The organism is Shimia sp. (assembly GCF_022448905.1).
In the GTDB taxonomy this organism is placed as follows: domain Bacteria; phylum Pseudomonadota; class Alphaproteobacteria; order Rhodobacterales; family Rhodobacteraceae; genus Shimia.
On the sequence record NZ_JAKVCW010000002.1, the window covers coordinates 163,408 to 189,343 of the forward strand.

Annotated in this window: 25 protein-coding genes; 18 read left to right on the top strand and 7 right to left on the bottom strand. The window is 58.9% G+C overall.

The window, feature by feature from the left end:
- Positions 1 to 6 precede the first annotated feature (6 nt).
- The 4 genes from xylF (at position 7) to MK208_RS02545 (ending at position 4,190) form a co-directional block, all read left to right on the top strand.
- Entirely contained in the window at positions 7 to 1,020 is a 1,014-nt protein-coding gene (gene xylF, locus MK208_RS02530) for a D-xylose ABC transporter substrate-binding protein (protein ID WP_294113564.1), read from the top strand.
- A 149-nt stretch (positions 1,021 to 1,169) separates the two neighbouring features.
- Positions 1,170 to 2,435: a sugar ABC transporter permease gene (locus tag MK208_RS02535; protein ID WP_294113567.1), complete on the top strand. Its 1,266-nt coding sequence runs from the start codon at positions 1,170 to 1,172 to the stop codon at positions 2,433 to 2,435.
- Positions 2,436 to 2,446: 11 nt separating this feature from the next.
- On the top strand, positions 2,447 to 3,211 hold the full coding sequence (locus tag MK208_RS02540; RefSeq protein ID WP_294113569.1) for an ATP-binding cassette domain-containing protein: 765 nt from the start codon (positions 2,447 to 2,449) through the stop codon (positions 3,209 to 3,211).
- A gap of 55 nt (positions 3,212 to 3,266) precedes the next feature.
- Positions 3,267 to 4,190 carry an ROK family protein gene (locus MK208_RS02545; RefSeq protein ID WP_294113574.1) on the top strand — a complete coding sequence of 308 codons (924 nt, stop codon included), beginning with the start codon at positions 3,267 to 3,269 and terminating at the stop codon, positions 4,188 to 4,190.
- Here the strand turns inward: MK208_RS02545 and MK208_RS02550 are convergent.
- Positions 4,187 to 5,104, bottom strand: a complete 918-nt coding sequence (locus MK208_RS02550) for a LysR family transcriptional regulator (RefSeq protein ID WP_294113579.1) — start codon at positions 5,102 to 5,104, stop codon at positions 4,187 to 4,189. The two genes, MK208_RS02545 and MK208_RS02550, sit on opposite strands and share 4 nt — an antisense overlap.
- 148 nt (positions 5,105 to 5,252) lie before the next feature.
- Between MK208_RS02550 and MK208_RS02555 the strand changes: the two genes are divergently transcribed.
- The 4 genes from MK208_RS02555 to MK208_RS02570 all read left to right on the top strand — a co-directional run bounded on the left by MK208_RS02555 (position 5,253) and on the right by MK208_RS02570 (position 10,287).
- A complete protein-coding gene (locus tag MK208_RS02555; protein ID WP_294113581.1) occupies positions 5,253 to 6,830 on the top strand; it encodes an arylsulfatase in 1,578 nt (525 codons plus the stop codon).
- 386 nt (positions 6,831 to 7,216) lie between these two features.
- Positions 7,217 to 8,356, top strand: coding sequence for an NAD(P)-binding domain-containing protein (locus MK208_RS02560; protein WP_294113583.1), 1,140 nt, complete (start codon positions 7,217 to 7,219; stop codon positions 8,354 to 8,356).
- A 34-nt stretch (positions 8,357 to 8,390) separates the two neighbouring features.
- Positions 8,391 to 9,416 (top strand): hypothetical protein, encoded by a 1,026-nt coding sequence (locus tag MK208_RS02565; protein ID WP_294113585.1) that lies wholly within the window; start codon positions 8,391 to 8,393, stop codon positions 9,414 to 9,416.
- 205 nt (positions 9,417 to 9,621) lie between these two features.
- Positions 9,622 to 10,287 (top strand): ZinT/AdcA family metal-binding protein, encoded by a 666-nt coding sequence (locus MK208_RS02570; RefSeq protein ID WP_294113586.1) that lies wholly within the window; start codon positions 9,622 to 9,624, stop codon positions 10,285 to 10,287.
- Between the two features lie 75 nt (positions 10,288 to 10,362).
- Here MK208_RS02570 and MK208_RS02575 read toward each other — a convergent pair whose 3' ends face one another.
- Together MK208_RS02575 and MK208_RS02580 are read right to left on the bottom strand one after the other, a co-directional pair.
- On the bottom strand, positions 10,363 to 11,865 hold the full coding sequence (locus MK208_RS02575) for an alanine/glycine:cation symporter family protein (protein WP_294113588.1): 1,503 nt from the start codon (positions 11,863 to 11,865) through the stop codon (positions 10,363 to 10,365).
- A 29-nt stretch (positions 11,866 to 11,894) separates the two neighbouring features.
- A complete protein-coding gene (locus MK208_RS02580) occupies positions 11,895 to 12,329 on the bottom strand; it encodes a universal stress protein (protein ID WP_294113590.1) in 435 nt (144 codons plus the stop codon).
- A gap of 415 nt (positions 12,330 to 12,744) precedes the next feature.
- Here MK208_RS02580 and MK208_RS02585 point away from each other — a divergent pair, with 415 nt between their 5' ends.
- From MK208_RS02585 to MK208_RS02595, 3 genes are all read left to right on the top strand, one after another.
- On the top strand, positions 12,745 to 13,356 hold the full coding sequence (locus MK208_RS02585; RefSeq protein ID WP_294113592.1) for a GyrI-like domain-containing protein: 612 nt from the start codon (positions 12,745 to 12,747) through the stop codon (positions 13,354 to 13,356).
- 97 nt (positions 13,357 to 13,453) lie between these two features.
- Positions 13,454 to 14,746: an SDR family oxidoreductase gene (locus MK208_RS02590; RefSeq protein WP_294113594.1), complete on the top strand. Its 1,293-nt coding sequence runs from the start codon at positions 13,454 to 13,456 to the stop codon at positions 14,744 to 14,746.
- Positions 14,743 to 15,210: a DUF2269 domain-containing protein gene (locus tag MK208_RS02595; protein WP_294113596.1), complete on the top strand. Its 468-nt coding sequence runs from the start codon at positions 14,743 to 14,745 to the stop codon at positions 15,208 to 15,210. Before MK208_RS02590 ends, MK208_RS02595 begins: the two co-directional genes overlap by 4 nt.
- Before the next feature lie 51 nt (positions 15,211 to 15,261).
- Here MK208_RS02595 and katG read toward each other — a convergent pair whose 3' ends face one another.
- The gene (gene katG, locus MK208_RS02600) at positions 15,262 to 17,445 is read right to left on the bottom strand and encodes a catalase/peroxidase HPI (RefSeq protein ID WP_294113598.1); all 2,184 of its coding nucleotides are present in this window, start codon (positions 17,443 to 17,445) and stop codon (positions 15,262 to 15,264) included.
- Positions 17,446 to 17,556: 111 nt separating this feature from the next.
- Here katG and MK208_RS02605 point away from each other — a divergent pair, with 111 nt between their 5' ends.
- Positions 17,557 to 18,450, top strand: coding sequence for a LysR substrate-binding domain-containing protein (locus MK208_RS02605; protein ID WP_294113600.1), 894 nt, complete (start codon positions 17,557 to 17,559; stop codon positions 18,448 to 18,450).
- A gap of 126 nt (positions 18,451 to 18,576) precedes the next feature.
- Here MK208_RS02605 and MK208_RS02610 read toward each other — a convergent pair whose 3' ends face one another.
- Both MK208_RS02610 and dksA read right to left on the bottom strand, forming a co-directional pair.
- Positions 18,577 to 19,764: an FAD-dependent monooxygenase gene (locus MK208_RS02610; RefSeq protein ID WP_294113602.1), complete on the bottom strand. Its 1,188-nt coding sequence runs from the start codon at positions 19,762 to 19,764 to the stop codon at positions 18,577 to 18,579.
- A gap of 96 nt (positions 19,765 to 19,860) precedes the next feature.
- Complete coding sequence (gene dksA, locus MK208_RS02615) at positions 19,861 to 20,283, bottom strand: RNA polymerase-binding protein DksA (protein WP_294114103.1); 423 nt, start codon at positions 20,281 to 20,283, stop codon at positions 19,861 to 19,863.
- A gap of 185 nt (positions 20,284 to 20,468) precedes the next feature.
- Between dksA and MK208_RS02620 the strand changes: the two genes are divergently transcribed.
- The 6 genes from MK208_RS02620 to MK208_RS02645 all read left to right on the top strand — a co-directional run bounded on the left by MK208_RS02620 (position 20,469) and on the right by MK208_RS02645 (position 25,390).
- Positions 20,469 to 21,308 (top strand): MoxR family ATPase, encoded by an 840-nt coding sequence (locus MK208_RS02620; RefSeq protein WP_294113603.1) that lies wholly within the window; start codon positions 20,469 to 20,471, stop codon positions 21,306 to 21,308.
- Positions 21,309 to 21,462: 154 nt separating this feature from the next.
- Positions 21,463 to 21,915 carry a GNAT family N-acetyltransferase gene (locus tag MK208_RS02625; protein ID WP_294113605.1) on the top strand — a complete coding sequence of 151 codons (453 nt, stop codon included), beginning with the start codon at positions 21,463 to 21,465 and terminating at the stop codon, positions 21,913 to 21,915.
- A gap of 2 nt (positions 21,916 to 21,917) precedes the next feature.
- Positions 21,918 to 23,288 carry a DUF2927 domain-containing protein gene (locus MK208_RS02630; protein WP_294113607.1) on the top strand — a complete coding sequence of 457 codons (1,371 nt, stop codon included), beginning with the start codon at positions 21,918 to 21,920 and terminating at the stop codon, positions 23,286 to 23,288.
- 6 nt (positions 23,289 to 23,294) lie between these two features.
- Positions 23,295 to 23,462, top strand: coding sequence for a hypothetical protein (locus MK208_RS02635; protein WP_294113609.1), 168 nt, complete (start codon positions 23,295 to 23,297; stop codon positions 23,460 to 23,462).
- A gap of 3 nt (positions 23,463 to 23,465) precedes the next feature.
- Positions 23,466 to 24,650 carry a VWA domain-containing protein gene (locus MK208_RS02640; RefSeq protein ID WP_294113611.1) on the top strand — a complete coding sequence of 395 codons (1,185 nt, stop codon included), beginning with the start codon at positions 23,466 to 23,468 and terminating at the stop codon, positions 24,648 to 24,650.
- Between the two features lie 47 nt (positions 24,651 to 24,697).
- Positions 24,698 to 25,390: a M48 family metallopeptidase gene (locus MK208_RS02645; RefSeq protein WP_294113612.1), complete on the top strand. Its 693-nt coding sequence runs from the start codon at positions 24,698 to 24,700 to the stop codon at positions 25,388 to 25,390.
- Here MK208_RS02645 and MK208_RS02650 read toward each other — a convergent pair.
- Positions 25,387 to 25,932 carry an RSP_2648 family PIN domain-containing protein gene (locus MK208_RS02650; RefSeq protein WP_294113613.1) on the bottom strand — a complete coding sequence of 182 codons (546 nt, stop codon included), beginning with the start codon at positions 25,930 to 25,932 and terminating at the stop codon, positions 25,387 to 25,389. The two genes, MK208_RS02645 and MK208_RS02650, sit on opposite strands and share 4 nt — an antisense overlap.
- Between the last annotated feature and the right edge of the window lie 4 nt (positions 25,933 to 25,936).

Below are 25,936 nucleotides of genomic sequence, written 5' to 3' on the forward strand. Positions count from 1 at the left end.
GACACCATGAAACTTTTTGCAACCGCGACGGCTGTTATCGCCGGCGCCCTCATGAGCACCGCAGCCTGGGCTGATGATCTGGTCATCGGCGTAAGCTGGTCCAACTTCCAGGAAGAGCGCTGGAAAACCGACGAAGCCGCCATCAAAGGCGCATTGGACGCCGCTGGCGCCAAATACATCTCCGCTGACGCGCAGAGTTCTTCTGCCAAACAGCTGAGCGACATCGAAAGCCTGATCGCTCAAGGCGCCGACGCACTGATCATCTTGGCGCAAGATGCGTCCGCGGTTGGTCCTGCTGTGCAGGCCGCGGCCGATGAAGAGATCCCAGTGATCGCCTATGACCGTCTGATCGAAGACAGCCGCGCCTTCTACCTGACCTTTGACAACGTCGAAGTGGGCCGCATGCAGGCCCGTGCCGTGCTCGAAGCCATGCCAAAAGGCAACTACGTGATGATCAAAGGCTCGCCCACCGATCCAAACGCAGACTTCCTGCGCGGTGGTCAGCAGGAAATCATTCAGGCGGCAATCGATTCCGGCGACATCAAGATCGTTGGCGAAGCCTACACCGACGGCTGGGTGCCAGCCAACGCCCAGCGCAACATGGAGCAGATCCTGACCGCGGCTGACAACAAAGTTGACGCTGTGATCGCGTCGAACGACGGCACCGCTGGCGGCGTTGTAGCCGCACTGACCGCACAGGGCATGGAAGGCATTCCAGTCTCCGGTCAGGACGGTGACCACGCTGCGTTGAACCGTGTCGCCATGGGCACCCAGACTGTATCTGTCTGGAAAGACGCCCGCGCTCTGGGCAACGCCGCCGGTGAAATCGCTGTGTCGCTTGCCAAAGGCATGGACGTAGACGGCGCCGCAGAATGGACCTCTCCAGCCGGCACCACACTGAACTCCATGTTCCTCGCACCAGTTCCAGTGACCGCTGACAACCTGAACGTTGTTCTGGACGCAGGCTGGATCGAGAAAGACGTGCTCTGCGCCGGCTCCTCCGTCGCAGCGTGCCAATAAGCTAAACCCTGCCCCTCCGCTCTACGGCGCGGGGGGGCACTTAATTTCCCCACTCCCCTGAGATTTTTAAGCCCTTTGACTGATGCGGAACACTCCGCGCAGACTGGGGGAGATGTCTCAAGCATCGCGAACCAAAAAGGGAACGCACAATGCAAAACCAAGCTAAGAACCTGATCAACAAGCTGGGGCTGGATCCCCGCCTGCTTGGAATGATCGGCGCGCTTGTTGTGATATGGATCGTCTTTGGCATCTTCACAGATAGCCGCTTCCTCTCACCACGAAACTTCTTCAACGTCTCGGTGCAAACCGCCTCCGTCGCCGTCATGGCCACGGGCATGGTGTTTGTCATCGTCACCCGACACATCGACCTGTCCGTCGGCTCGATGCTCGGCTTCATCGGCATGGCCACCGCGGCGCTGCAGGTACAAATCCTGCCAGACGTCGTTGGTCTCGGCCACTGGTCGATCTGGATCATCGCCGTGATCTTCGCCATCACCATGGGCGCCGTGCTCGGCGCCTTCCAAGGCTGGATCATCGGCTACCTGACCGTACCTGCCTTCATAGTTACCCTCGGCGGCTTCCTCGTCTATCGTGGCGCTATGTGGTGGGTCACGAAGGGCCAGACGCAAGCCCCGCTAGACCCAACTTTCCGCCTACTTGGTGGCGGCGCGGAGGGCACCCTGGGCGAAACCATGAGCTGGCTCTTTGGCATCGTTGCCGCACTCGTCGCTGTGGGCTTCATGCTGCTCAGCCGCCGCAACAAAGCCTCCCACGGCTTTGCCGTAAAACCTGCCTGGGCCGAAGGCATCCTCATGGCCATCGCGGCCGGCGGCATCCTGCTCTTTGTATCGATCATGAACAGCTACCCGATCCCCAAAGGTGCGATGCGTCGCATGACCGAAGCGCAGGGCATCGAATACACTGACGGTCTGGTTTGGAACCACGGTGTGGCCATTCCGGTGGTGATCCTGCTGGCCGTGGCGATTGTCATGACCATCATCGCCCGCCGGACCCGCTTTGGCCGCTACATCTATGCCACCGGTGGTAACCCTGAAGCGGCCGAGCTGTCGGGCATCAACACCCGCCTTCTGACCGTGAAAATCTTCGCGCTGATGGGCGCGCTGACCGGCATCGCCTCAATCATCGCCTCCGCGCGCTTGAACGCAGTGGATGTGGGCCTTGGCACGCTGGATGAGCTGCGCGTGATCGCGGCAGCCGTCATTGGCGGCACGGCCCTCGCTGGTGGCGCTGGCACCATCTATGGCGCCGTGATTGGCGCGTTGATCATGCAGTCGCTGCAATCCGGCATGGCTTCGGTTGGCGTCGACGCGCCACTGCAAAACATCGTTGTGGGTGTGGTTCTGGTCTTCGCGGTCTGGGTCGACATCGTCTACCGCCGCCGCACTGGCGCATAAGGAGAAACATCATGGACAAGCAAACCCCTCTCGTGGAAATGCGCGACATCCACATCTCCTTTGGCGGGATCAAAGCGGTGGACCACGTCTCCGTCGATCTCATGCCGGGCGAAGTGGTGGGCCTTCTGGGCCACAATGGCGCGGGCAAATCCACCCTGATCAAAATCCTCTCCGGCGCCTATCAGGGTGACGGTGGCGAAATCTACATCAACGGCGAAAAAGCAGAGATCCACAATCCCCGCGACGCCCGCAAATACAACATCGAGACCATCTACCAGACGCTTGCGCTGGCCGATAACCTCGATGCGGCGTCCAACCTCTTCCTGGGGCGTGAACTCACCACGCCGTTAGGCACCGTCAATGACGACGCCATGGAGGCCGAAACGCGCAAGATCATGGGCAAGCTCAACCCGAACTTCAAAAAGTTCGCCGAGCCGGTCTCTGCGCTTTCGGGTGGTCAACGCCAGTCCGTGGCCATCGCCCGCGCCGTGTATTTCGACGCCAAGATCCTGATCATGGACGAACCCACCGCCGCGCTTGGCCCGCATGAAACCCAAATGGTTTCCGAGCTGATCCAACAGCTTAAGGCCCAGGGCATCGGCATCTTCCTGATCAGCCACGACATCCACGATGTCATGGAACTCTGTGATCGCGCCTCGGTGATGAAGAACGGTCAATTGGTTGGCACCGTGAACGTGGATGACGTCACCGACGACGATTTGCTGGGCATGATTATTTTGGGCAAAAAGCCCGAAGGCGTGCCTGTTCAAACCTGATTTAATTCGCTACACGAACCAACGAATTGACTCAGATGAAGAAAGTAGCGGTACTATGACGTTCCTGGTTGGAGACATTGGCGGCACAAACACACGCTTGGCACTGGCGGATGCTTCCGGCGTGCAGATTGATAGCGTGATGCGCGCCGCCAATGATGACTACGACAGCTTTGACGCCGTACTTGCTGCTTATCTTGAAAAAACCACCCCCGGCGACCTCGCCGGGGTGTGCATTGCCATCGCCGGTCCCGTGCATTCCGGCGAAGGCGAACTCACCAACCGCGACTGGTTCCTCAGCGTGGAAAATCTGCGCGACCAAACCGGCGCGCCCCATGCGGAACTGATCAACGATCTCTCCGCTCTGGGTTACGCGCTGGCGCGGATTTCCACCGATCCGGTCTGCGGCACCAAACACGAGCCGACAAACGGCCAGGCACTGGTGGCTGGCATGGGCACCGGTTTCAACGTCAGCCCCACCCGTCGCAACGCCCGTGGCGGCCTGACCGCCATGGAAGCCGAACTTGGTCACGCCGAGCTGCCCTACTCCGTTGGCAAACTGCTGCGCGACGAATTGGGCGACGGCGCGGATGTCTTTGTCACCTATGAGGACTGCTTCTGCGGCCGTGGTCTGGAACGCCTGCACCAGGTGGTCAGCGGTCAACGTAAGGGCGGCAAAGACATTGTCGACGGCTTTGCCAACGGCTGCACAAACGCCACCCGCACCGTGCGCCTGTTTGCCCGCGCCTTGGGCCGCCTGACGCAAGCCATGATCCTGCAATATATGCCGCGCGACGGCGTGGCCTTTGCTGGCTCCGCCTCCCGCGGCGTGCTGACCTCCGCGGCGCTGTCCGACTTTATGGAAGAGCTCACCCGCGACGCCCATGACATTCTGGACCCGACCCACATCCCGATCAGCCTGATTACGGACGATGCCGCCGCGCTCGAAGGCTGCCTGCAATATCTGGAGCAGACGTCCTAAGCGGCCGCCGGGTTGACCTCGTAAGCCTTCAACTGCTGCCAAAACGCCTCCTGCGCCTCGGTCACATCCTCGGTCTTGCGCACCGCACAGATATTCCATGTGATCGGCGCGCGGGTGGGCACTTCCTTAAGCCGCCCCAGCGCGCGCATCTCTTCAAACGTTTCTGCCACCGCGCCAACAACAAACCCATCCTCCGCCGCCAACTGCGCCAGAAAGTGGTAGTCGTCGCTCTCCACTTGCGGCAGGGCTTTCACTATCGCGTCCGCCTCGGCGTCCCCGCCAAGCGCCTTGATCAGGGTTGCGCGCCAGTGTTTGTGCAAATGCGGCGAGGCAAACGGGTAAGAAAACATCTGCTTAAGCGTAACCACGCCCAGGTCATGGATCGGATGCTCAGGCCGCGCCACAAACATCACCGGACGTTTGGCAATCATCATGATCTCCACATTGTCCGCTTCCGGCGTATGGGTCAGATCGCCAATGAACATGTCGATCTCCCCCGCCTGCATCCGCTCCAGCGGCGCAATCCGCGCGCTCACATCCAGTTGGAACCGCAAATTCGGATGCGCCTTCATCACCTCCCGCAGCACCGGCTGGATCAACGCCCGCGGCACCAACGGCCCGCAACCAACCCGCAGCTGCCGCCCCTCGCCAGAGCGCAACAACTCCAGCTGGCGTGAAAACAGGCCCAATTCCTGCTCCAGCTTACGCGCCAGCGGCAAAAACTCCTGACCTGCACGGGTCAATCGACAGTTGTTGCGACCACGGTGAAACAACACCATTCCCGCCTGTTCTTCCGCCTGCTGAATGTAACGCGTCAGGGACGCATTGGAGACCCCCATCCGTCGTGCAGCCTCCTGAAAACTATTGGTTTCTGCCAAATGGAAAAACGCTTCCAGCGACGTTTCAGTGAGCATGCCTAGCCTCAATTTCAATTCTTGCAGCCAAACTTTCAAATCCTGAAACCATTATAAACCTCCGTTGCCACATCTCTGCGCACAACCTTACTTTGCAGCAGGTAACTGGACCTGTTTGAAAACGCGCAAGTATTTAGGATGTGATTTCGTGTCAAAACTCCCTGCAATGATGGTGTCGATGACGACAACCATCGCGGCACTGGGCTTCGCCGCTCAAGGCGCCCTCGCCGAAACCGAGCAACCCAATATTCTGGTGATCATGGCCGATGACGTCGGTTGGGCCAGCCTCGGCAGCTACCATCAAGGTGTGAAAAGCATCGAGACACCCAACCTCGACCAACTCGCCGCCGAAGGCGCGCGCTTCACCGATTACTACGCCCAACCCAGCTGCACCGCAGGCCGCTCGGCCTTCATCACCGGGCAGTTTCCGGTCCGCACCGGCATGCACACCGTGGGCTTGCCCGGCGATCCCGTTGGCTTAAACGAAAACGATCCAACTCTGGCCAACATGCTCAAGGGGCTGGGCTACACCACCGGCCAATTTGGCAAAAACCACCTTGGCGACCTGAACCAATTCCTGCCAACCAACAAAGGCTTTGATGAGTATTGGGGCTGGCTCTACCACCTCAACGCCATGGAATACACCACCGACCCGGATTGGCCGGATGATCCCGAATTCAACAACCAATTTGGCCCCCGCAACATCATTCACAGCTACGCCACCGACACCATGGACGAGACCGTCGATCCACGCTGGGGATTGGTCGGCAAGCAACGCATCGAAGACGACGGCGCCGCCCCGCCCGAACGTCAGAAAACTCTGGACGACGAAGTCACCACTTACACCCTGGACTTCATCGACCGCGCCGTGGACGCAGATACGCCTTTCTTTGTTTGGATGGCCCCTGCCCGCGCCCACGTCTGGACTCACCTGAGTCCGGAATATGAAGCCATGCTCGGGGATGGGCGTGGGCTTCAAGACGTGGTCATGAAGGAACTGGACGACAACGTCGGCAAAGTGCTCGCGCATCTTGATGACCGCGGGATCAGCGACAACACCATCGTGTTGTTCACCTCTGACAACGGCCCGGAAACCATGACTTGGCCGGATGGCGGCACCACGCCGTTCCATGGCGAGAAAGGCACCACCTGGGAAGGCGGCTTCCGCGTGCCAGCCGTGGTGCGCTGGCCCGGCCAGATTGCCGAAGGTCAGGTGCTCAACGGCATCTTTGACGCCATGGACTGGATGCCCACCCTGGTTGCCGCCGCTGGCGGACCAGAGGACCTGCCCGCAGCCATGCTGGAAGGCCATGAAGGCTACAAGGTGCATTTGGACGGCTACAATCAGCTCTCCTATCTGCGCGGCGAAACAGGCAGCAACCGCAAGGAAATCATCTACTATGAAGGCACCGATCTTCAGGCCGTGCGCTACAACGACTGGAAAGCCCATTTTGTGATCCAGGAAAAAGGCTGGGCCGGCCCTAAAGAAGAGCTCAACGCCCCGTTGCTCTTCAACCTGCGGCGCGATCCGTATGAGAAAGCGGCGGAGGAATCCGGCATGTACACCCGCTGGATGGGCAACAAGATGTGGGCCTTTGGCCCGGCAGCCCGCCTCGTGCAAAAGCACCTGTCCACCTTTGCGGACTTCCCGCCACGCGGCAAAGCCGTCGGCAACGAGGATCACGTGCAAGAACAGGTCTCAACGGAAGGTGGCATGTCCCAGTAGAGGCACCTCGGGACACCCTCTCCCGCCTCCACTTTGCCATCCCAAAGGCGCAGCCCCTCGGCTGCGCCTTTTTTCGTTTACCAGCCACACCCTGACAATCCGCCTTGCTGCCTGCCAACTATACGTTATAATATAACATAACGTAGTCAGCGAAGCGTCTCTCTCTCCTGAAAGTAGACCGGCCCCACTCCAATGGTGCGGCTCAGCCCCGCAAAACACCCCAACACCTGCGTCTCCTTTCTGGAAAGGCGCCCCCAATAGGATGTCTGCCCGATGCACTCCGGCACTTTGACCGCAAGCAGCTTCTGCTGCACCGGCCGCCAAACTCAATATTCGCCCATAGTTTTCTCTCCAAAACCGTCTCCTACACTCGGGGCGCTAAGACGATGATCTGTAAAGACAACATCCACTTTCCCGACCATATGCGCGTTGCGATTATTGGCGCAGGCCCGGCTGGCCTTGGCGTTGCCCGCGTACTGCGAGACCTCGCTATCCCCGACGTCTGGGTGCTGGAACGCGGGAAGGTCGGCCAGAGCTTTCTCAATTGGCCATCCGGCACCAAGCTTTTGACACCGTCTTTTGCGGGCAACGTCTTTGGCATGACAGACCTCAACGCCATCAGCTTTGACAGTTCCCCAGGATGGTCTCTGCGGCGCGAACACCCTGATGGATTGGCTTACGCGCAATACTTGGAACATGCCGCTGTCGCCTTTGGCATCAATGTTCAATGCGGCGTCGAAGCACAATCCATTTTGCCGGAAGGCGAAGGGTTTGCGCTGGTTACCAATCACGGTCAGTTTACCGCTGATTTTGTCATCTGGGCCTGCGGACAATTTAGTGCCCCCTCTGACGGCGATCTACCAGGCGCAGAATTGGCGATACACTACGGACAGGTACGCAACTGGCAAGACGTCCCTGGCGAAGAGGTCTTTATTATTGGTGGGTACGAAAGCGGAATAGATGCGGCGATCGGTTTGGCCCGCGCAGGCAAACACCCGATCGTGCTGGATTCGGGCGCGCCGTGGCTGGGTGAGGACAAAGATCCAAGCAAGAGCCTCTCCCCATACACACTGCAGCGGATTGATGAAGCCCGCGAAACCGCGCCCATCACGCTCATACCGGATGCTGAAATCATCGCTCTGGACCAAGAACAAGACGGCATCCACATCCTTGCCGCGGACGGGCGAAGCTGGCTGTCCACCAACACGCCAATCCTTGCAACCGGTTTTGGCAGCGGCACAGCGCCGGTTTCAGAATACTTCGACTATGATGACAACGGGTCTCCGCTCTTGTCTTCACAGGACGAGTCCGCAGTCTTCCCCGGCCTCTTCCTTGTCGGCCCAGAAGTCTCCCACAACGGCCATCTCTTCTGTTTCATTTACAAGTTTCGCCAGCGTTTTGCAGTGGTCGCGCGCGCCATCGCAGCCCGCATGGGTGTGGATACCTCACCTCTCGAAATTTACTACGAAAACAACATGTTCCTCGACGACCTTTCCTGTTGCGACGACGACATGTGCCTTTGCTGACACCTCCAAATCTCAAAGAAAGTGATCTCGCTCCATGACCGCTGAACACATTGTGCCACAGCCCCCCGATGCCCCCAACACCACTGAACCCGGCTTGGCGGGGGGTGGCGTTGCCGCCCTGTTATTGGGAGCCATGCTCGCCGGGGCATCGATGGGACTTTTGTCCCCGACCACAGGCGACACGGCCTCAAACTGGATTGACCCAACGCTGCTCCTTATGATCTCGCTTTTGCTATTCGAACTGCGCCCCAAGTCCATTGTCCAAGGCTTTGGCAACCTACGTTTCCTCGGTCTCACTTGGGTGGCCAACTTCCTGATTATCCCATTCATCGGCTTTGGCATTGCGTCCCTGTTTCTGTCAGGCCAGCCACTTTTGTTCACGGGGCTGGTTATCTACTTCATGTCTCCTTGCACCGACTGGTTTCTTGGCTTCACACGAATGGCGCGTGGCGACACCGCATTGGGCACAGCCCTCATTCCAATCAATATGCTCACACAGATCCTGCTTTTCCCGGTCTGGCTTTGGCTGTTCACGCGCCACACAGGTCTTGTCGATTTCGCATCCATCACTGGCACGTTGGCCGAGTGGTTTGTTGTTCCGCTGATCGCCGCGCAAGTGCTCCGGTTCGCGCTCGACAAACTACTTCCGGACGCCAGCTTTCAATTTGTCGTGCGCTGGGTCGGCCACATTGTGCCAGTGGTGATCGCTGCGCTGATCCTGCAAATCTTTGCGGCCAACATCGGCGTCATTGCCGCGCATGCCGATGCCTTCGCCACAATTCTACTCGCGATTTTCCTGTTCTTCGTGGCCACATTCATCCTAGGGGAGTTGCTCTCAAAATTCGCAGGTCTGGATCATCCAAAACACGCGCTCCTGTCGATGACCACCGCCGCGCGGAATGCCCCCATGATGCTGGCGATTACGGCCGTCGCAATTCCGGACCAGCCATTAATCTTGGCCGCCCTTGTGATTGGCATGTTGATCGAATTCCCCCACCTCACCGCGCTGAAACAAATCCTGCTGCGCCAAGCCGGCCAACAAGCGGTTGTCGCTTCCTAAGCCGCAATCCCGACAACATTAATCGGAGATAGGAGCAGATCCCAAGACGATCCTCGCCTTGCTGCTCCTAGGGACAAAGGCGCAGCCTACCACTGCGCCTTTGTTCTCAAATCACTCCAAAGAATATTGAACACACCAAAATCACACGTTAAAGGGCCCATATGTTATGTTATAACATGATTCCTGAGTGAAAATTGGACACCCTATGCAACACACTGCTTTCAAACATCTCACCGCCCTCTCCATTGGCGCGCTGATCGCATTTTCATCCCAGGCAGTGGCACAATCCGCCACAACCGACACCAAAGAGCACAAGCACTCCCATGCCCACGATCACAAAAAGGCTGAGCCAAAACTGATCGACGAGTCCAAGGTGCAAGCCCGCGCCTTGACCGATTGGGAAAACGACTGGCAATCCGTCTACCCCTTCTTGCAGGACGGCACCCTTGATCCCGTGCTGGAACACAAAGCCAAAAGCGGCAAAAAAACCGCCGAGGAGTACCGCGCCTACTATGAAACGGGTTTCAAAACCGATGTCGACCGCATCCAGATCGCAGGCGACACCGTTGCCTTCTTCAAAGACGGCAAACCGGTGCAAGGCACTTATCAAGCGGACGGCTATGAAATCCTGACCTACAAATCCGGCAATCAAGGCATCCGCTTCGTTTATGAAAAATCCGGTGGCGACGCCGCCGCACCGCAGTACATTCAGTTCAGCGACCACGAAATGGTGCCCACCAAGGTGGACCATTACCACCTCTATTGGGGCGAAGACCGCGCCGCCCTGCTGGAAGAAGTCACCAACTGGCCCACCTATTTCCCTGCCGCTTGGAGCGGCGCGGACATCGTAGAAAACATGACCAGCCACTGACTGGATTAGTCCGCCCCCATATAAAAATGGCCCCCACCATCGCTGGTGGGGGCCACTCTACAGGATCAAAGGTCCTTAGTGCTTAAACCGCTGGATCTCCCCGCTCTCAAGCTTTGCCACATAGGCCCGCATCTCGCGTTTCACCACGGGGGCCAGGAAATAAAGACCCAGAATGTTTGGCACACAGATCAGGAACACCAGCGCATCCGAGATATCCAGGATCGGACCCAGCTGCACAACACAGCCCAAAGCCACAAATGCGCAGAAGATCAGCTTGTAGACTGTCTGCAGTGTCTGATCTTCGCCAAACAGGTAGGTCCATCCTTTAAGCCCATAGTAGGACCAGGAGATCATGGTTGAGAAGGCAAAGAGCAGTGCCCCAAACGCCAGAGGCACAGGGAACCAGCCAATCTGACGCTCAAACGCCGCTGAGGTCATCGCAACGCCAGTTGCCTCCCCCGCGAAGTTGGGATCAGCCACTTGGCTTGTGCCGATGACAAGCGCGGTGATGGTACAGATCACAATGGTGTCGATGAAGGGTTCCAGCAACGACACATAGCCTTCTGTCACCGGCTCATCGGTCCGCACAGCAGCGTGGGCAATCGACGCGGACCCAATGCCCGCCTCGTTGGAGAACACCGCCCGCTGGAAGCCAATGATCAACGCGCCCAAGGCCCCGCCGGTCACGCCTTCACCGGTGAAAGCGCCGGAGAAAATGTTGCCAATCGCTGCCGGGATCGAGGTGAAATTCATCAGGATCACGATGATCGCAAACACGCAGTAGAAGATCGCCATAAACGGCACAATCTTCTCAGTCACGCGGGCGATGGATTTGATCCCGCCAATGATGACGGCAAAAACAACCCCTGCAAGGATCAAGCCCACCAGCCAACCGTAGCCATCCAGCGCCCCACCGGCGACGGTGTTCAATTGCACGTAGGCCTGGTTGGATTGGAACATGTTCCCAATGCCCAGAGCGCCGATAAAAATACCGATGGCATAAAACGTGCCCATGAACTTGCCAAAGCCCACCATGCCACGCTCTTCAAACCCTTTGGTCAGATAATACATCGGGCCACCCGACACAGACCCATCCGGGTTCTCATTGCGGTATTTCACGCCAAGCGTACATTCGACAAACTTGGTGGACATGCCCAAAAAGCCCGCGACGATCAGCCAGAACGTCGCCCCGGCGCCGCCCACGGTCACCGCAACCGCGACCCCGCCAATGTTACCGATGCCCACTGTGCCGGACACCGCTGTGGCAAGCGCTTGGAAGTGCGACACTTCGCCAGCGCTGTTGGGGTCTGCGTAATCCCCCCGGACAAGCGCGATTGCGTGCTTGAACCCACGCAGATTGATGAAGCCCATATAGAAGGTGAAAAACACAGCCCCCACGACCAACCACAGCACAACAAGCGGAAGATTGGCCCCGGCAACCGGGATCTTAAAAAACACGACTGAGCCAATAAACGAGGCAATCGGCGCGGTGAAATTGTTGATGGTTTCATCAATGCCAGCATAGGCTGGCCCAGCGATCGAAAGCGCTGCAAACAGAAAAAACAGGATGCGAGTCATAATGCTCCTCCGGACACTCAAATTCAAAATCAAGGAACGACGACAACCGGCACAGGCGCGGTCTGGATCAGGTTGCCTGCGACGCTGCCAAACAGCAGCGACTTCAATCCGCTGTGGCCTCGGCGGCCGATTAAGATCTGAACCGCGCCGTATTCTTTGGCGATGGCAATCAAAGTTTCCGCGGGGTGTCCGTGACGTACAATCCCGGCGTACTCCAAACTTTCCCCGTCAAGCCTCTTTAGGGCGGGGGCGACAATCTCTGAGTTGGCGCGTTCAATTTCGGTTTCCCGACGTTTGTGGCGGGTCGCGTTCTCTTCAGCGGTGCTAAAGGAATACGGCGACCATTCAATCACATAGGCAACAACAACTTTGGCCCCACCCTGTTTCGCTCTGGCAATAGCATGGTCGAGCGCACGGTCAGACCCGTCACTCCCATCCACCGCCAATAGTACAACATTTTCCATAACTTACTCCCTATTGAATATACATTTAGGCGTATCGATCTTGCGTCGTTCCCGTCTAAATTGACCGACCCTAGGTCAAGCAGACATCACTCAATAGAGCCAGTTTTCCCAACAAATAAGTCCTGTTCTCAAAATGCGCCAGACAAATGCCTTGAAAACACTGATTGCTAGCGCCCAAAAGGCATGACCAACAGGCGGATTTCGTGAGGTTGTAGTCTTCATAGAAACCAAGAGCTGGCCAATATCGCGGGCCACCGCCTGTCCTAACCCGATCACACCTCTCCGCCAAAGATCTGTGGAGCAAGGCACCCCGCCAGCAATCAAATGTTGCCCCTTTGTTCCTTTTCTCTTAAGTTCCCAAAACACACACTGCACAATAAATTTTCAACCAGCCGTTCGTCTTCTAGGCCATCACATGACCAAAATCGATTTCAAGAAAACCCTCAAACATCTCTACGTGCCCTCCGCCAAAGACTTCGCCCTTGTCGAAGTCCCGGACATGACCTTTGTGAAAATCGACGGCCACGGCGCCCCGGGCAACGACGCCTATCAACACGCCCTCTCCTGGCTCTACCCGGTCAGCTACGGCCTGAAGTTCTACTCCAAAAAGGTTTTGAACAAAGACTACGTTGTGCCACCCCTCGAGGGCCTCTGGTGGGCCGACGACATGACCGCCTACACCGACGACCGGCGCGAGGAATGGCATTGGACCATGATGATCATGCTGCCGGATTGGCTTGATGACGCCGCCTTTGCCGCCAGCGTGGAAAAAGCCTCCCAAAAGCTCGGCGACCCTCCTGCCACTCTACGGCGCGAGGTCTTGCACGAGGGTTTCTGCGCCCAAATTTTGCACGTCGGTCCGTATAGCGAAGAAGGCCCGACCATCGCCAAGCTGCACAAAGAATACCTGCCGCAAAATGGCCTGACAGAAAACGGCCACCACCATGAAATCTACCTGGGCGACCCGCGCAAAACCGCTCCGGAAAAATTACGCACCGTCCTGCGCCACCCGGTTCGGAGGCTCTAGCCCAACAATGGCAGATTGCCGCAAGACCCGGAATTTGCCGTGCAAGGAAAGGCGCTTATGCTAGTCTCATCCCAGCAGGATTTAGCGGAGCGCAGCGATGCCCACAGCCCTTGTTCTTGGCGGCTACGGCCTCATTGGCGCCGCCTGCATGGCGGCACTGGCTGAGGCCGGATATGACGTGACCGGCGTCGGGCGCAATGCCAAAGCCGCCTCCCGCTTTCCGCAGTGTCGCTGGAAACATCTCGACCTTACGTCCTTGCGCGCGGATCATTGGCCCGCCTTGTTGCAAGACACCGACGTGGTGGTGAACGCCTCCGGCGCCTTGCAGGATGGCGCCCGCGACAGCCTTTCCCAAATTCACGTTGAGATGGTCCGGCACCTTGCGAATGCTGCCGCCCAAACCCAAACCCGCGTGATCCAGATCTCCGCTGCAGGGGTGTCGCCAGAGGCCGACACCGCCTTCTACCGCACCAAGGCCGAAGGTGACGCGCTGTTGACCACCTCTCAGGCCGACCACGTCATTTTGCGCCCCACTCTGGTGCTGGGCCGCGAAGCCTACGGCGGCAGCGCCCTCCTGCGCGCGCTTGCGGCCTTGCCGGCCGTCCTGCCCCACGTGTTAGGGGACAGCCCCATCCAAACTGTCGCCCTTGCCGACGTCGCCCATGCCGTCGCACTGGCCTGTGACCCCCAAGTACCCTCCGGTACCATCGCCGACATCACCGAGCCAAATGCGCACAGCTTTAGCAGCCTAACCCTGCACACCCGCGCCTGGCTTGGCGTACCTCCGCCCCTCTGGCGGCCGCACCTGCCAAACTGGACACTCAAATTCACCGCCCGCGTGGCCGACACGCTTGGCTGGTTAGGCTGGCGGGCGCCCCTGCGCAGCACGTCGCTAACGGTTTTCTCAAAAGGCATTTCCGGCAACCCGCTGCCCTGGCACCACCTCACCGGCCACACCTGCCACCCATTGGCAGCCACTCTGGCAAGCCACCCCGCCACCGCGCAGGACCGCACCGCGGCAAGGGTTTACCTGGCGCTTCCGCTCGCCATCGCCACGCTGGCGTTTTTCTGGCTGCTCTCCGGCGCCATTGGCCTAATCCAAACACCCGAAGCCATGCGGGTTCTAACCACCACTGGCAGCAGTCCCACCTTCGCCGCTTTCGCTGTTATTGGCGGTGGCATCGCTGACACCCTTCTTGGAGGCGCAATCCTCATCCGACGCCACACCCGCAAAGCCGCCATCGGCATGATCCTTCTCTCCGCCGCCTACCTTCTGGGCGCAGCATTGATGACACCTGCCCTCTATGCCGATCCGCTTGGCCCTATGGTCAAAGTCCTGCCCGGCATCACACTCGCCGCCTTGGTGGCCCTGCTAATGGACGACAGATGATCGAAGAGATCCTCCGCTTTGCCCACGTCCTCGGCGCCACCGTTCTCTTGGGTACGGGGGCTGGCATCGCCTTCTTTATGGTCCTATCTCACCGCAGCCGCGACCCCGCCCTGATCGCCCATGTCGCCGGCATCGTAGTGATCGCCGACACCATCTTCACCGCCACCGCCGCCGTTCTGCAACCGATCACCGGCACACTATTTGCTTGGCACCTCGGCTGGTCGCTCTTGGAACCTTGGCTACTGATTTCGCTGATCCTTTATGTGGTGGTTGGTGCCTTCTGGCTGCCGGTCGTCTGGATCCAACTACAAATGCGCAACATTGCCCGCACCGCCCGCGACACTCGATCGCCCCTGCCAGATCGCTACCTCAAACTCTATCACATCTGGTTCGCCTGCGGCTTCCCGGCCTTCTTTGCGGTCATGGGGATTGTCTGGCTGATGCTGATGAAACCGGCATTCTGACACAAAAAAGGCGCGGCATCGCCGCGCCTTCCTCATTCCTTTCACCAAAGATCACTTCAGATCAAAGCGATCCGCATCCATGACCTTGCACCATGCGGCTACAAAATCGCCAACCAGCTTGGCCGCGCCATCGGACTGACCATAGACCTCAGCCAGCGCCCGCAGCTGCGAATTGGAGCCAAACACCAGGTCCACCCGGGTTGCCGTCCACTTCACGTCGCCGCTAGCGCGATCCTTGCCCTCATAAACGCCATCACCGGCCTCAGCCCAAGTGGTGCCCATGTCCAGCACGTTCACGAAGAAGTCGTTGGTCAGCTGCCCGACCCGATCGGTGAACACACCATGCGCTGCGCCGCCATGGTTGGCACCCAGCACCCGCAGGCCACCGACCAAGGCCGTCATCTCTGGCGCGGTCAGCGTCAGCAGCTGCGCCTTATCCACCAGCATCTCTTCTGGCGACACGGTGAATTGGGTCCGTGCGTAGTTACGGAAGCCATCGGCCTGCGGCTCGAGCATGCCCACGCTTTCCACGTCGGTCATCTCTTGCGTCGCATCGCCACGGCCCAGCGTCACCGGCACGGAGACATCATGCCCCGCATCCAGCGCTGCCTTCTCAATTGCCGCCGCGCCACCGATCACAATCAGGTCCGCGAGGCTCACCGGCTTGCCAAAGTCCGCCTTCACACCTTCCAGTGCTGACAACACCCGCGCCAACTCAAGTGGCTCATTGGCCGCCCAGTCTTTCTGCGGCGCCAGCGCGACCCGCGCCCCATTGGCCCCGCCGCGCATGTCACTGCCCCGGAAGGTGGACGCCGAGGCCCAGGCAGTTTTCACCAGATCACTCACCGACAGGCCAGAGGCCATCACCGCGGCTTTCAGTGCTGCGACATCCTCTTCGGACAGGTCCGTCTCAGACGCCGGAACCACATCCTGCCAGATCAGCTCTTCGCTGGGCACTTCTTCGCCAAGATAGCGCGCCCGTGGCCCCATATCGCGGTGGGTCAGCTTGAACCACGCCCGTGCAAAGGCATCCTGGAACTCCTCGGGGTTCTCATGGAACCGTTTGGAAATAGGCCCATAAATCGGGTCCATGCGCATCGCCATATCGGCAGTGGTCATCATGGTTTTGACCTTCTGGCTTGCGTCATGTGCCGCTGGCGCCATGTCCGACTCAGACACCCCAACCGGCTCCCAAATCCATGCCCCGGCAGGGCTCTTGGTCAGGTTCCAGTCATACCCAAACAGCAGATCAAAATAGCCGTTGTCCCACTGGGTTGGGTTCGCCGTCCACGCGCCTTCGATGCCCGACGTTGTCGTGTCACCGCCATGGCCAGTGCCATGCGCGTTGATCCAGCCAAGCCCCATTTCTTCGATGCCTGCGGCCTCCGGCTCCGGTCCAACAAGGGTCGGATCGCCCGCCCCATGCGCCTTGCCAAAGGTATGGCCACCAGCCACAAGCGCGACAGTCTCTTCATCATTCATCGCCATCCGGGCAAAAGTCTCGCGAATATCGCGACCAGAGGCCAAAATGTTAGGCTGACCATCAGGCCCTTCCGGGTTCACATAGATCAGGCCCATCTGAACCGCCGCCAACGGGTTTTCTAGATCACGATCCCCGGAATAACGTGAGTTCTCGCCGCCAGATTCTTCCAGCCATTCGGTCTCTGCACCCCAATAGACGTCCTCTTCCGGTTCCCACACATCTGGGCGACCACCGGCAAAGCCAAAGGTTTTGCCACCCATGCTTTCAATCGCCGCATTGCCCGCGAGAATATAAAGGTCCGCCCAGCTGATGGAGTTGCCGTACTTCTGCTTGATCGGCCACAACAGCCGCCGCGCTTTGTCAAGATTGCCATTGTCCGGCCAGCTGTTCAGCGGCGCAAACCGCTGCTGCCCTGTGCCACCACCGCCGCGGCCATCCGCGGTGCGATACGTGCCTGCCGAGTGCCAGGCCATACGGATGAAAAGACCGCCGTAGTGACCGTAGTCCGCCGGCCACCAGTCCTGGCTGTCTGTCATCAGCGCATAGAGGTCTTCTTTGAGCGCCTTAAAGTCCAGCTTGGCGAACTCTGCGGCATAGTCAAAATCTGCTCCCATAGGGTCAGACTTGGCAGAATTCTGGTGCAAAATCCGCAGGTTCAGCTGATTAGGCCACCAATCACGATTGCCCCGCGCTTGCTGCGTCACCGCGCCGTGCATCACTGGGCAGCCACCTGATTTCATGTCTCCGTCCATATCGTCCTCCTGTCAAAGTGAGATGGGTCACGTTTTGTCTGGAACCATTCTAAGCACAGGAGTTTCATTTAACGAAGTTGCATTTTCCGATCACATTGATAATCAAAGACTATGAATAATCTCACACTGCGCCAGCTCCGCTATTTTGATGCCCTTGCCGAACACGGCCACTTCGGTCGCGCGGCAGATGTCTGCGCCATTTCACAGCCCGCCTTATCCGTGCAAATCAAAGAGTTGGAGGAAAGCTTCGGCGCACCTCTCTTGGAGCGCACCACCCGTCGCGTGCGGCTCACATCCTTTGGCGAAGACGTGCTTGTGCGCGTACGCGAAATCCTGCGCAGCGTCGATGAACTGGGCGATATGGCCCGCGCGGCGCAATCCGGCCTCACCGGTCGCCTGCGCCTTGGGGTGATTCCCACAATTGCGCCCTACCTGCTGCCCGCCCTGCTGCGAGAGGTAAAAGCCACCTTTCCCGACATGTCCCTCATGGTGCGCGAAACCATGACTGCCAACCTTTTGGCCGAACTGCACGCGGGCCGCATCGACACCGCGATTGTCGCCCTGCCCGTGTCCGAGCCCGCCTTCACCGAAGTGCCGCTTTGGTCCGAAGAATTTGTGCTCGTAAGACCTGACACCGAATCCGCGACGCCGGTCCCCGCACCAGAAACCCTCGAACGCGAACGGCTGCTCTTGCTCGAGGAAGGCCACTGCTTCCGCGATCAAGCCCTATCGTTTTGCTCCCTGCCCACGGCCCGTCCTCACGAGGGGCTGGATGGCTCCTCGCTCTCAACACTGGTGCAGATGGTTGGGGCTGGTCTTGGCGTCACTGTGATCCCGGAAATGGCTGTGCCAGTGGACACGCCCGCCGCCGCTGTGAGCGTCGCGCGGTTTGCCGGGGCGCAACCGGCCCGCACCATCGGCATGATCTGGCGCAAAAGCAGCCCGCTGGCGTCCCAGTTGCAAGAACTCTCTGACGTGGTGCGCGGTGTTGGGGAATCACTCTGACGCAACGCGCGCTGCGTTAAGGCGAGAGCCGACCCCAAAATCCGCACCTCCGCAAAACAGTCGTGATACCGACAAAATACCGACGTGAAATTTGGGGGTTAACGCCGCCAAAATCCGGCGCAACACTTACTCTTTCGTGACGTCGTGTAGATAGATCCAGTCAAACTGCCCCATCATCTTGCGCGGCGCCAAAGTGGACGCCATGCGAATCCCCATATGCGCTGCCATCCGCAATGGCCGGTTGCTCAGATGGTATTTCCACGCGTTTTTGCTGGCGGTGTCCACAACCTTGGTCACACGCCCCACGCGCCGCGCGTGATAAGCTGCCAGGCCACTGGCAAAATCTTCCGCCTTTTCAAGCGCATCGCCCAAAACCCAGGCATCCTCCATCGCCATCACCGCCCCCTGCGCCATAAACGGCAAAGTCGGATGCGCCGCATCTCCTAACAGCACGCAATGGTCCTTGTGCCACACCGGCGCCACCGGATGTCGAAACAATCCCCATTTGCGCACATCACTAACCTCGGTCAGCATGCGCCGCACAGCGCCACCAAAATCCTTGAATGTTTTCTGAAGGTTGGCCGGATCATCGGGAATGTGCCAGCCCTCCTCGGCCCAGCCCACCTGCTCTTGCACAGCGACAATATTGACCAATTCGCCGCCGCGCAGCGGATAGCTCACCACATGGCGTTTCGGCCCCATATGCACCTGCGCCACATCCGGATGTGCCATGGTATTTGGCACCGTCGCCCGCCAAGCTGTCTGTCGCGTGAAAAACGGCGCCACGGTGCCGTTGAGAACCGGCCGCATTTTGGAGTGCAGCCCATCCGCACCAACCGCCAAGTCCACGATCATCTCAGCACCGTTGGCCATCATCACCTTTGGCCGATCGCCGGGGACAACGGTCTCAACTTGCTGAAGCAAAAGCACTTTTACCCCAGCCGCCCGTACGGCCTCAGCCAGCACATCAATCAAATCCGCGCGATGCACAAAGTAATATTCCGTAGGGTGCAAGGGATCATTTTCAGAGATCAACCCAAGATCCAAACGACTCACCAACCGCCCTGCGGCATAGTCCCGCAGCTCCACTGCGTCCGCCCGAACCGCCCGTTTCTTAAGCGCACCGTCCACGCCCAGCGCCTTGAGCACAGCCATACCGTTGGGACTGATTTGTAAGCCCGCGCCAACCTCTTTGATCGCCTCGGCCTGCTCCAGAACATGCACAGAGGCCCCGCGCTGCTTTAACGCCAGCGCGGCGGTCAACCCGCCAATCCCCGCGCCAATCACGGTGATTTTTTTACCTTGCAAATCCATGGCTTAACCCTAATGAAAAAACGCCGAAGCAAAAGCCCCGGCGTCTTTATTTTTTGGTCCAAACCCTGCGATTTACCGTCACAGGGCAGTGCAAAATTAGTCGTCGCGATGCACTTTTTCGCGGCGCTCGTGACGTTCCTGCGCTTCAAGGCTCATGGTTGCGATTGGACGGGCGTCCAGACGTTTGAGCGAAATTGGCTCCCCCGTCACTTCGCAATAGCCATATTCCCCTTCGTCAATCCGACGAATGGCGCTGTCGATCTTTGCAACCAATTTGCGCTGACGATCCCGGGTGCGAAGCTCAAGCGCGCGATCAGTCTCCTCACTGGCGCGGTCAGCTACATCCGGGATATTGCGGGTGCTGTCTTGCAGACCCTCGATCGTGTCGCGGGTATCCGCCAACAGATCTTCTTTCCAGTTCAATAGTTTACGTCGAAAGTACTCAACTTGCCGATCATTCATGAACGGCTCATCTTCTGCGGGACGATAATCGTCGGGCAGGAAAGTTTCGGCTTTCATTTCTGCTCCCTCATCGCGGCTCACGTCCATCGTGGTATTCAAGTCAGACATGCAACCCCCCTTCTATGCTTGCAGCAAATACTCCCTTGGCCAGGGAATGTCACTACCTGTTAACCCCTCATTGCGGACAAATTATGTTCACGATAGGGTCTGCGCCGAATTAAGCGAACGGGCGGAGAAATTTCATGCAGTTTTCGGGCACCAAAAACTATGTCGCCACAGACGATCTGACGGTCGCGGTCAACGCCGCTGTGGCGCTGGAACGCCCACTGCTTGTCAAAGGCGAACCCGGCACCGGCAAAACCGAACTGGCAATGCAAGTCGCCCGCGGCCTGGGTTTAAAAATGATCGAGTGGAACGTGAAATCCACCACCAAAGCCCAACAAGGTCTTTATGAGTACGACGCCGTCTCCCGTCTACGCGACAGCCAGTTGGGGGATGAACGTGTCCATGACATTGGCAATTACATTAAGCGCGGCAAACTCTGGGAAGCCTTTGAAAGTGATGAGAAAGTTGTCCTGCTGATTGACGAGATCGACAAGGCCGACATCGAGTTTCCAAACGACCTTCTACAAGAACTCGATAAGATGGAGTTCCACGTCTACGAGACCGGCGAAACCATAAAAGCCAAGCATCGCCCGATCATCATCATCACCTCCAACAACGAAAAAGAACTGCCTGACGCCTTCCTGCGCCGCTGCTTCTTCCACTACATCCGCTTCCCGGAAATGGAGACGCTGAAAAAGATTGTTGAGGTCCATCACCCCGGCATCAAAGAGGCGCTGCTGACCACCGCGCTGACGCAGTTCTTCGAAATCCGCGAAACCGCCGGATTGAAGAAAAAGCCTTCCACATCCGAGGTGATCGACTGGCTCAAGCTACTGTTGGCCGAAGACCTGTCGCCAGAAGACCTGAAACGCGACGGGGCAAACGCCCTGCCGAAATTGCATGGCGCCTTGTTGAAAAACGAACAAGACGTGCATCTGTTTGAGCGTCTGGCCTTTATGGCGCGCTCCGGCCGCTGAGGTTTTCCCAATCTTTGGAACGGCCTGCCCCCGTGCAGGCCTTTCAAATTCACCACAGACACCGCATTCTTGCCCAAGTCTTTGCGCATGTTACGATCCAATTAAGGCCTGATTTCGTAGAAGGAATCGGCATCCAACCGGAGTCCGACCACCCATGTCCCAGCCTGACGTCCTGATCCGCCCTCTCACCGAAGCCGACCACGCAGAGTGGCGCCGTCTCTGGACCGACTATATCACCTTCTATGAAAGCACGGTGTCTGAAGAGGTCTACACCTCCACATTTGCCCGGCTTTTGGGCGATGATCCGCAGGATTACTCCTGCTTCGTGGCGGAGCTGGACGGCAAGCTTATTGGCCTGACCCACTACCTGTTTCACCGCCATGCTTGGAAGGTTGAAAACGTTTGTTATCTACAAGACCTCTACGCTGATCCGGAAGTGCGCGGCACCGGTGTGGGGCGCAAACTGATTGAAGCCGTGTATCAGGCAGCGGATGACGCCGGTGCGCCAAGCGTGTATTGGATGACCCAGGAATTTAACACCAACGCCCGCAAACTGTATGACCGGATCGGGCAGTTGTCCCCGTTTATTAAATATCAAAGGCCCTGATTTTGCGCTCTTTTCTGTCCTCACTGATCCCTCTGGCTTTTGCCGTGGCGGCCTGTACGCCCATCGGCGGCAACGGCGTGCCAACCCGCGCCGCAGTGAGCGACACCACCCTGCCTCCGGTCAAGGCCTTCTCCACCCCGCGCCCTATTCCGCCCAACAGATCGAACCGCGACATTGCCCGCGACTTTCTGGATCTGAGTTTTGAGCTGGAAAGCGGCCGCAGTCTCGACCGCCTCACCCGGTTTGAAGGCCCAATCACCGTGCGCGTCACCGGCGCGCCACCCGCCGGAATGATGCCGGACCTCAAGGCGCTGCTGCAACGCCTGCGCAACGAAGCCCGTATCGACATTTCGTTGACGCAATCGCCATCCGCCAACATCACCATTCAGGCGGTCTCACGCCGCGACATCCGCAAGGCCCTGCCCCAAGCCGCCTGCTTTGTGGTGCCCAACATTTCGTCGTTGTCGCAATACCGCTCAGCCCGCCGCAGCGGTGCGGCCAATTGGGCTCTGCTGGAAGACCGCTCCAAAATCGCGATCTTCCTGCCCAACGACACCAGCCCGCAAGAAACCCGCGACTGTCTGCATGAAGAGCTGGCGCAGGCCCTAGGTCCCCTCAACGACCTCTATCGTCTGCCGGACAGCGTGTTTAACGACGACAACATCCACGCAGTGCTTACCGGTTTTGATATGACCATCCTGCGGGCCTACTATGATCCCACGCTGCGCAACGGCATGACCCGTGGCGAAGTGGCTACCCGTCTGCCCGCAATCCTGTCGCGCATCAATCCGCGCGGCGATCAGCTCTCCAGCAACCCGCTGCCGGAAACCCCACGCGCCTGGATCAACGCGGTGCAAACCGCCCTCGGCCCGGGCACATCGCCTGGCAACCGCCGCGCCGCCGCCCGCCAAGCCCTTGTCATTGCACAGAACAATGGCTGGCAGGATCATCGCCTCGGCTTTTCCCACTACGCGCTTGGTCGCCTGCTACAGTCGCAAGATATCGCCGCCGCGTTCACCCATTTTCAGGCCGCCGATCGCGCCTATCGGTCCGCCGAACGCTTTGGCCCGCATCGCGCCTTTGTCGCCACCCAACTCTCTGCCTACGCCATCAGCGCCGGCCAAAGCCGCGAAGCGCTCAACATACTGAACCCGCAAATCGGCCCCGCAGGCCGCTTTGAAAACGCCGCGCTCCTGTCCACCCTTATGCTCCTGCAAGCCGAAGCACTGGAGATGGAAGGCAAGTTCGAAGACGCCGGCGCCCTGCGTCTGGACAGTCTCGGCTGGGCACGATACGGCTTTGGCCCGGACTGGGCCGTCCGCGCCAAACTGCGCGAGATCACGGCACTCAGCCCGATCAAAGGGAGATCTTAAGACACCATGTTTGTACTTATTGGCGCCCTCATCGGCGCACTCACTGGTGGCACATTGGCCAAACGCCGCGGCGGCAAAGGCGCAGACATCCTGCAATACGGCTTTGTCTACGCCATGATCTTTGCGATCATCGGCCTGTTTATAACGCTCTTCATCCACCGTATGGCGCTCTGATCCATGTTCCTGCCCTTCTTTGAAAACCTGCGCGAGGCCCGTGTGCCGGTGTCCCTGCGTGAGTTTCTTGGCTTTCTGGAAGGGCTGAAGGCCGGGCTGGCCACCTACGATGTGGAGAGCTTCTACTACCTCGCCCGCACCATCATGGTGAAAGACGAGCGCAACATCGACAAATTTGACCGCGCCTTTGCGGCCACGTTTGACGGATTGGGTGAAATCTCCGCCCAGGACGTGCTTGAAGCCGTCGACATTCCCGAAGAGTGGCTGCGCAAGATGGCCGAAAAGCACCTCTCGGCCGAAGAAATGGCCGAGATCGAAGCCCTTGGTGGCTTTGACAAGCTGATGGAGACGCTGCAGGAGCGCCTGAAGGAACAGGAAGGCCGCCATCAGGGCGGTAACAAATGGATCGGCACCGCCGGCACCTCACCGTTTGGGGCTTATGGCTACAACCCCGAAGGCGTGCGCATCGGCCAGAAAGAAAGCCGCCATCGCAAGGCGGTCAAAGTCTGGGACAAACGCGAGTTCAAAAACTTCGACGGCTCTGTGGAACTGGGCACCCGCAACATCAAAGTTGCCCTCAAACGTCTGCGCCGCTGGGCCCGTGAAGGCGCCGCCGAAGAGCTGGATCTCAATGGCACCATCAAGGCCACCGCCGAGCACGGCTACCTCGATGTGAAAACCCGCCCTGAGCGCCACAACGCCGTAAAAGTCCTGCTGTTTCTGGATGTTGGCGGCTCGATGGACCCGCACATCAAGGTGGTCGAAGAGCTGTTCTCCGCTGCCCGGGCCGAGTTCAAACACCTCGAATACTACTACTTTCACAACTGCCTTTACGAAGGCGTGTGGCGCGACAACAAACGCCGTTGGAACGACCAGACCCCCACCCACGAAGTGCTGCGCACCTATGGGCCGGACTACAAATGCATCTTTGTCGGCGACGCCTCCATGTCGCCTTACGAAATTGCCTATGCCGGTGGCGCCAATGAGCATTGGAACCAAGAGGCGGGTCAAGTCTGGCTGGAACGTGCCCGTGACCAATGGACATCAAATCTCTGGATCAACCCTTTGCCGGAACAGCATTGGCAATACACCCACTCCATCGGCATGATCCGCGACATCTTTGAAAACCGGATGGTGCCAATGACCCTAGAAGGTCTTGAACGCGGCATGCGGGAATTGACACGCTGACGTGAGCGCGGGTTGAAGCCGCCCACGGCTTGCCTCATATCTCTACCATGATCAAACTGATGCCGATCCTCATCGCCGTGGTCTACGGCCTGCTGATGATGCGTTTTTCCGCGTGGCGCACCGCGCGGGAGCTGGACGCCAAATCGACGGAACTGGCCGATCCGCGCCTCAATCCCCTGATCAAAGACATGGCCAAAGCCCTCGATTTGCCGCGCATCCGCGTGCACATCTATGAGATTGAGCCCGTGAACGGCCTGGCCGCCCCGGATGGCCGCATCTTCCTAACTCGAGGTTTTTACAACCGCTACCGCGCCGGAGACGTGACCGCCGAGGAACTCGCCTCTGTGGTGGCGCATGAGTTGGGCCACGTCGCGTTGGGCCACTCCCGCCGCCGCATGATCGACTTCTCCGGCCAAAACGCCCTGCGCACAGCGCTCGCAATGGTGCTCAATCGCTTTTTGCCCGGCATCGGCCCTTTGGTGGCCAACACCGCCACCAGCCTGCTTTCCGCACGGCTGTCACGCGGCGACGAGTACGAAGCCGATGAATACGCCGCCGCATTATTGGTGAAATCCGGAATCGGCACCGCACCGCAAAAGGCGCTGTTTGAGAAACTCACACATCTGACTGGCGCCCATGGCGCCAGCACCCCCGCTTGGCTGCTCAGCCACCCCAAAACCGAAGAGCGCATTCAGGCCATCGAAAAGCTCGAACGCAAATGGGGCATCGCCAAAGCCTAGCCGCTCACGGCCTTCGCCAGCTTGGGAAGTCGCGCCTTTTTCAGCAGCCTCCGCATCTCCCACGCCTCACCGCTCAAGCGCTCCGCCTCTTGACGCACCGCTTCACACACCGCCGCAACACCGTCGGGATCCTCCTCCCAACATCCCCGCAGCAGTTCATCCGGCGCGATCCGCTCCAGCCCTTCTTCCGCCAGAATGTGCTTTGGGAAATCCTTGGCATTCACTGTGACAATCGCATCCGCCGATCCTGCAATCGCCGCCGCCAGCACATGAACGTCGTGCTCATCCGGCAAATAGAGCCGGTCTTCCAACGAAGGCTTCCACGTCACTGATGCCTTGGGCCAGCTCGCTTGCACCAACGCAATTTCACCCCGCGCCTGCGGCTCTCCTGTAGGGCCCAGCTTGCGTGCCGCCCGCGCCCATTCTTCCAAGATACGCGCCGACCACTGGGGCTCAAACGCGCCGGTCTTGGCCACACCCAGCAGCACCTCCCGCATCACGGTGGGATACAGAACGCAGGTATCCAGCAGTAGGCGCCTCACAGGT

Bases quoted from the DNA above. Each gene is read 5' to 3' on its own strand.
- xylF (WP_294113564.1), top strand. From the start codon at position 7: ATGAAACTTTTTGCAACCGCGACGGCTGTTATCGCCGGCGCCCTCATG.
- MK208_RS02535 (WP_294113567.1), top strand. From the start codon at position 1,170: ATGCAAAACCAAGCTAAGAACCTGATCAACAAGCTGGGGCTGGATCCC.
- MK208_RS02540 (WP_294113569.1), top strand. From the start codon at position 2,447: ATGGACAAGCAAACCCCTCTCGTGGAAATGCGCGACATCCACATCTCC.
- MK208_RS02545 (WP_294113574.1), top strand. From the start codon at position 3,267: ATGACGTTCCTGGTTGGAGACATTGGCGGCACAAACACACGCTTGGCA.
- MK208_RS02550 (WP_294113579.1), bottom strand. From the start codon at position 5,104: ATGCTCACTGAAACGTCGCTGGAAGCGTTTTTCCATTTGGCAGAAACC.
- MK208_RS02560 (WP_294113583.1), top strand. From the start codon at position 7,217: ATGATCTGTAAAGACAACATCCACTTTCCCGACCATATGCGCGTTGCG.
- MK208_RS02565 (WP_294113585.1), top strand. From the start codon at position 8,391: ATGACCGCTGAACACATTGTGCCACAGCCCCCCGATGCCCCCAACACC.
- MK208_RS02570 (WP_294113586.1), top strand. From the start codon at position 9,622: ATGCAACACACTGCTTTCAAACATCTCACCGCCCTCTCCATTGGCGCG.
- MK208_RS02575 (WP_294113588.1), bottom strand. From the start codon at position 11,865: ATGACTCGCATCCTGTTTTTTCTGTTTGCAGCGCTTTCGATCGCTGGG.
- MK208_RS02580 (WP_294113590.1), bottom strand. From the start codon at position 12,329: ATGGAAAATGTTGTACTATTGGCGGTGGATGGGAGTGACGGGTCTGAC.
- MK208_RS02585 (WP_294113592.1), top strand. From the start codon at position 12,745: ATGACCAAAATCGATTTCAAGAAAACCCTCAAACATCTCTACGTGCCC.
- MK208_RS02590 (WP_294113594.1), top strand. From the start codon at position 13,454: ATGCCCACAGCCCTTGTTCTTGGCGGCTACGGCCTCATTGGCGCCGCC.
- MK208_RS02595 (WP_294113596.1), top strand. From the start codon at position 14,743: ATGATCGAAGAGATCCTCCGCTTTGCCCACGTCCTCGGCGCCACCGTT.
- katG (WP_294113598.1), bottom strand. From the start codon at position 17,445: ATGGACGGAGACATGAAATCAGGTGGCTGCCCAGTGATGCACGGCGCG.
- MK208_RS02605 (WP_294113600.1), top strand. From the start codon at position 17,557: ATGAATAATCTCACACTGCGCCAGCTCCGCTATTTTGATGCCCTTGCC.
- MK208_RS02610 (WP_294113602.1), bottom strand. From the start codon at position 19,764: ATGGATTTGCAAGGTAAAAAAATCACCGTGATTGGCGCGGGGATTGGC.
- dksA (WP_294114103.1), bottom strand. From the start codon at position 20,283: ATGAAAGCCGAAACTTTCCTGCCCGACGATTATCGTCCCGCAGAAGAT.
- MK208_RS02620 (WP_294113603.1), top strand. From the start codon at position 20,469: ATGCAGTTTTCGGGCACCAAAAACTATGTCGCCACAGACGATCTGACG.
- MK208_RS02625 (WP_294113605.1), top strand. From the start codon at position 21,463: ATGTCCCAGCCTGACGTCCTGATCCGCCCTCTCACCGAAGCCGACCAC.
- MK208_RS02635 (WP_294113609.1), top strand. From the start codon at position 23,295: ATGTTTGTACTTATTGGCGCCCTCATCGGCGCACTCACTGGTGGCACA.
- MK208_RS02640 (WP_294113611.1), top strand. From the start codon at position 23,466: ATGTTCCTGCCCTTCTTTGAAAACCTGCGCGAGGCCCGTGTGCCGGTG.
- MK208_RS02645 (WP_294113612.1), top strand. From the start codon at position 24,698: ATGATCAAACTGATGCCGATCCTCATCGCCGTGGTCTACGGCCTGCTG.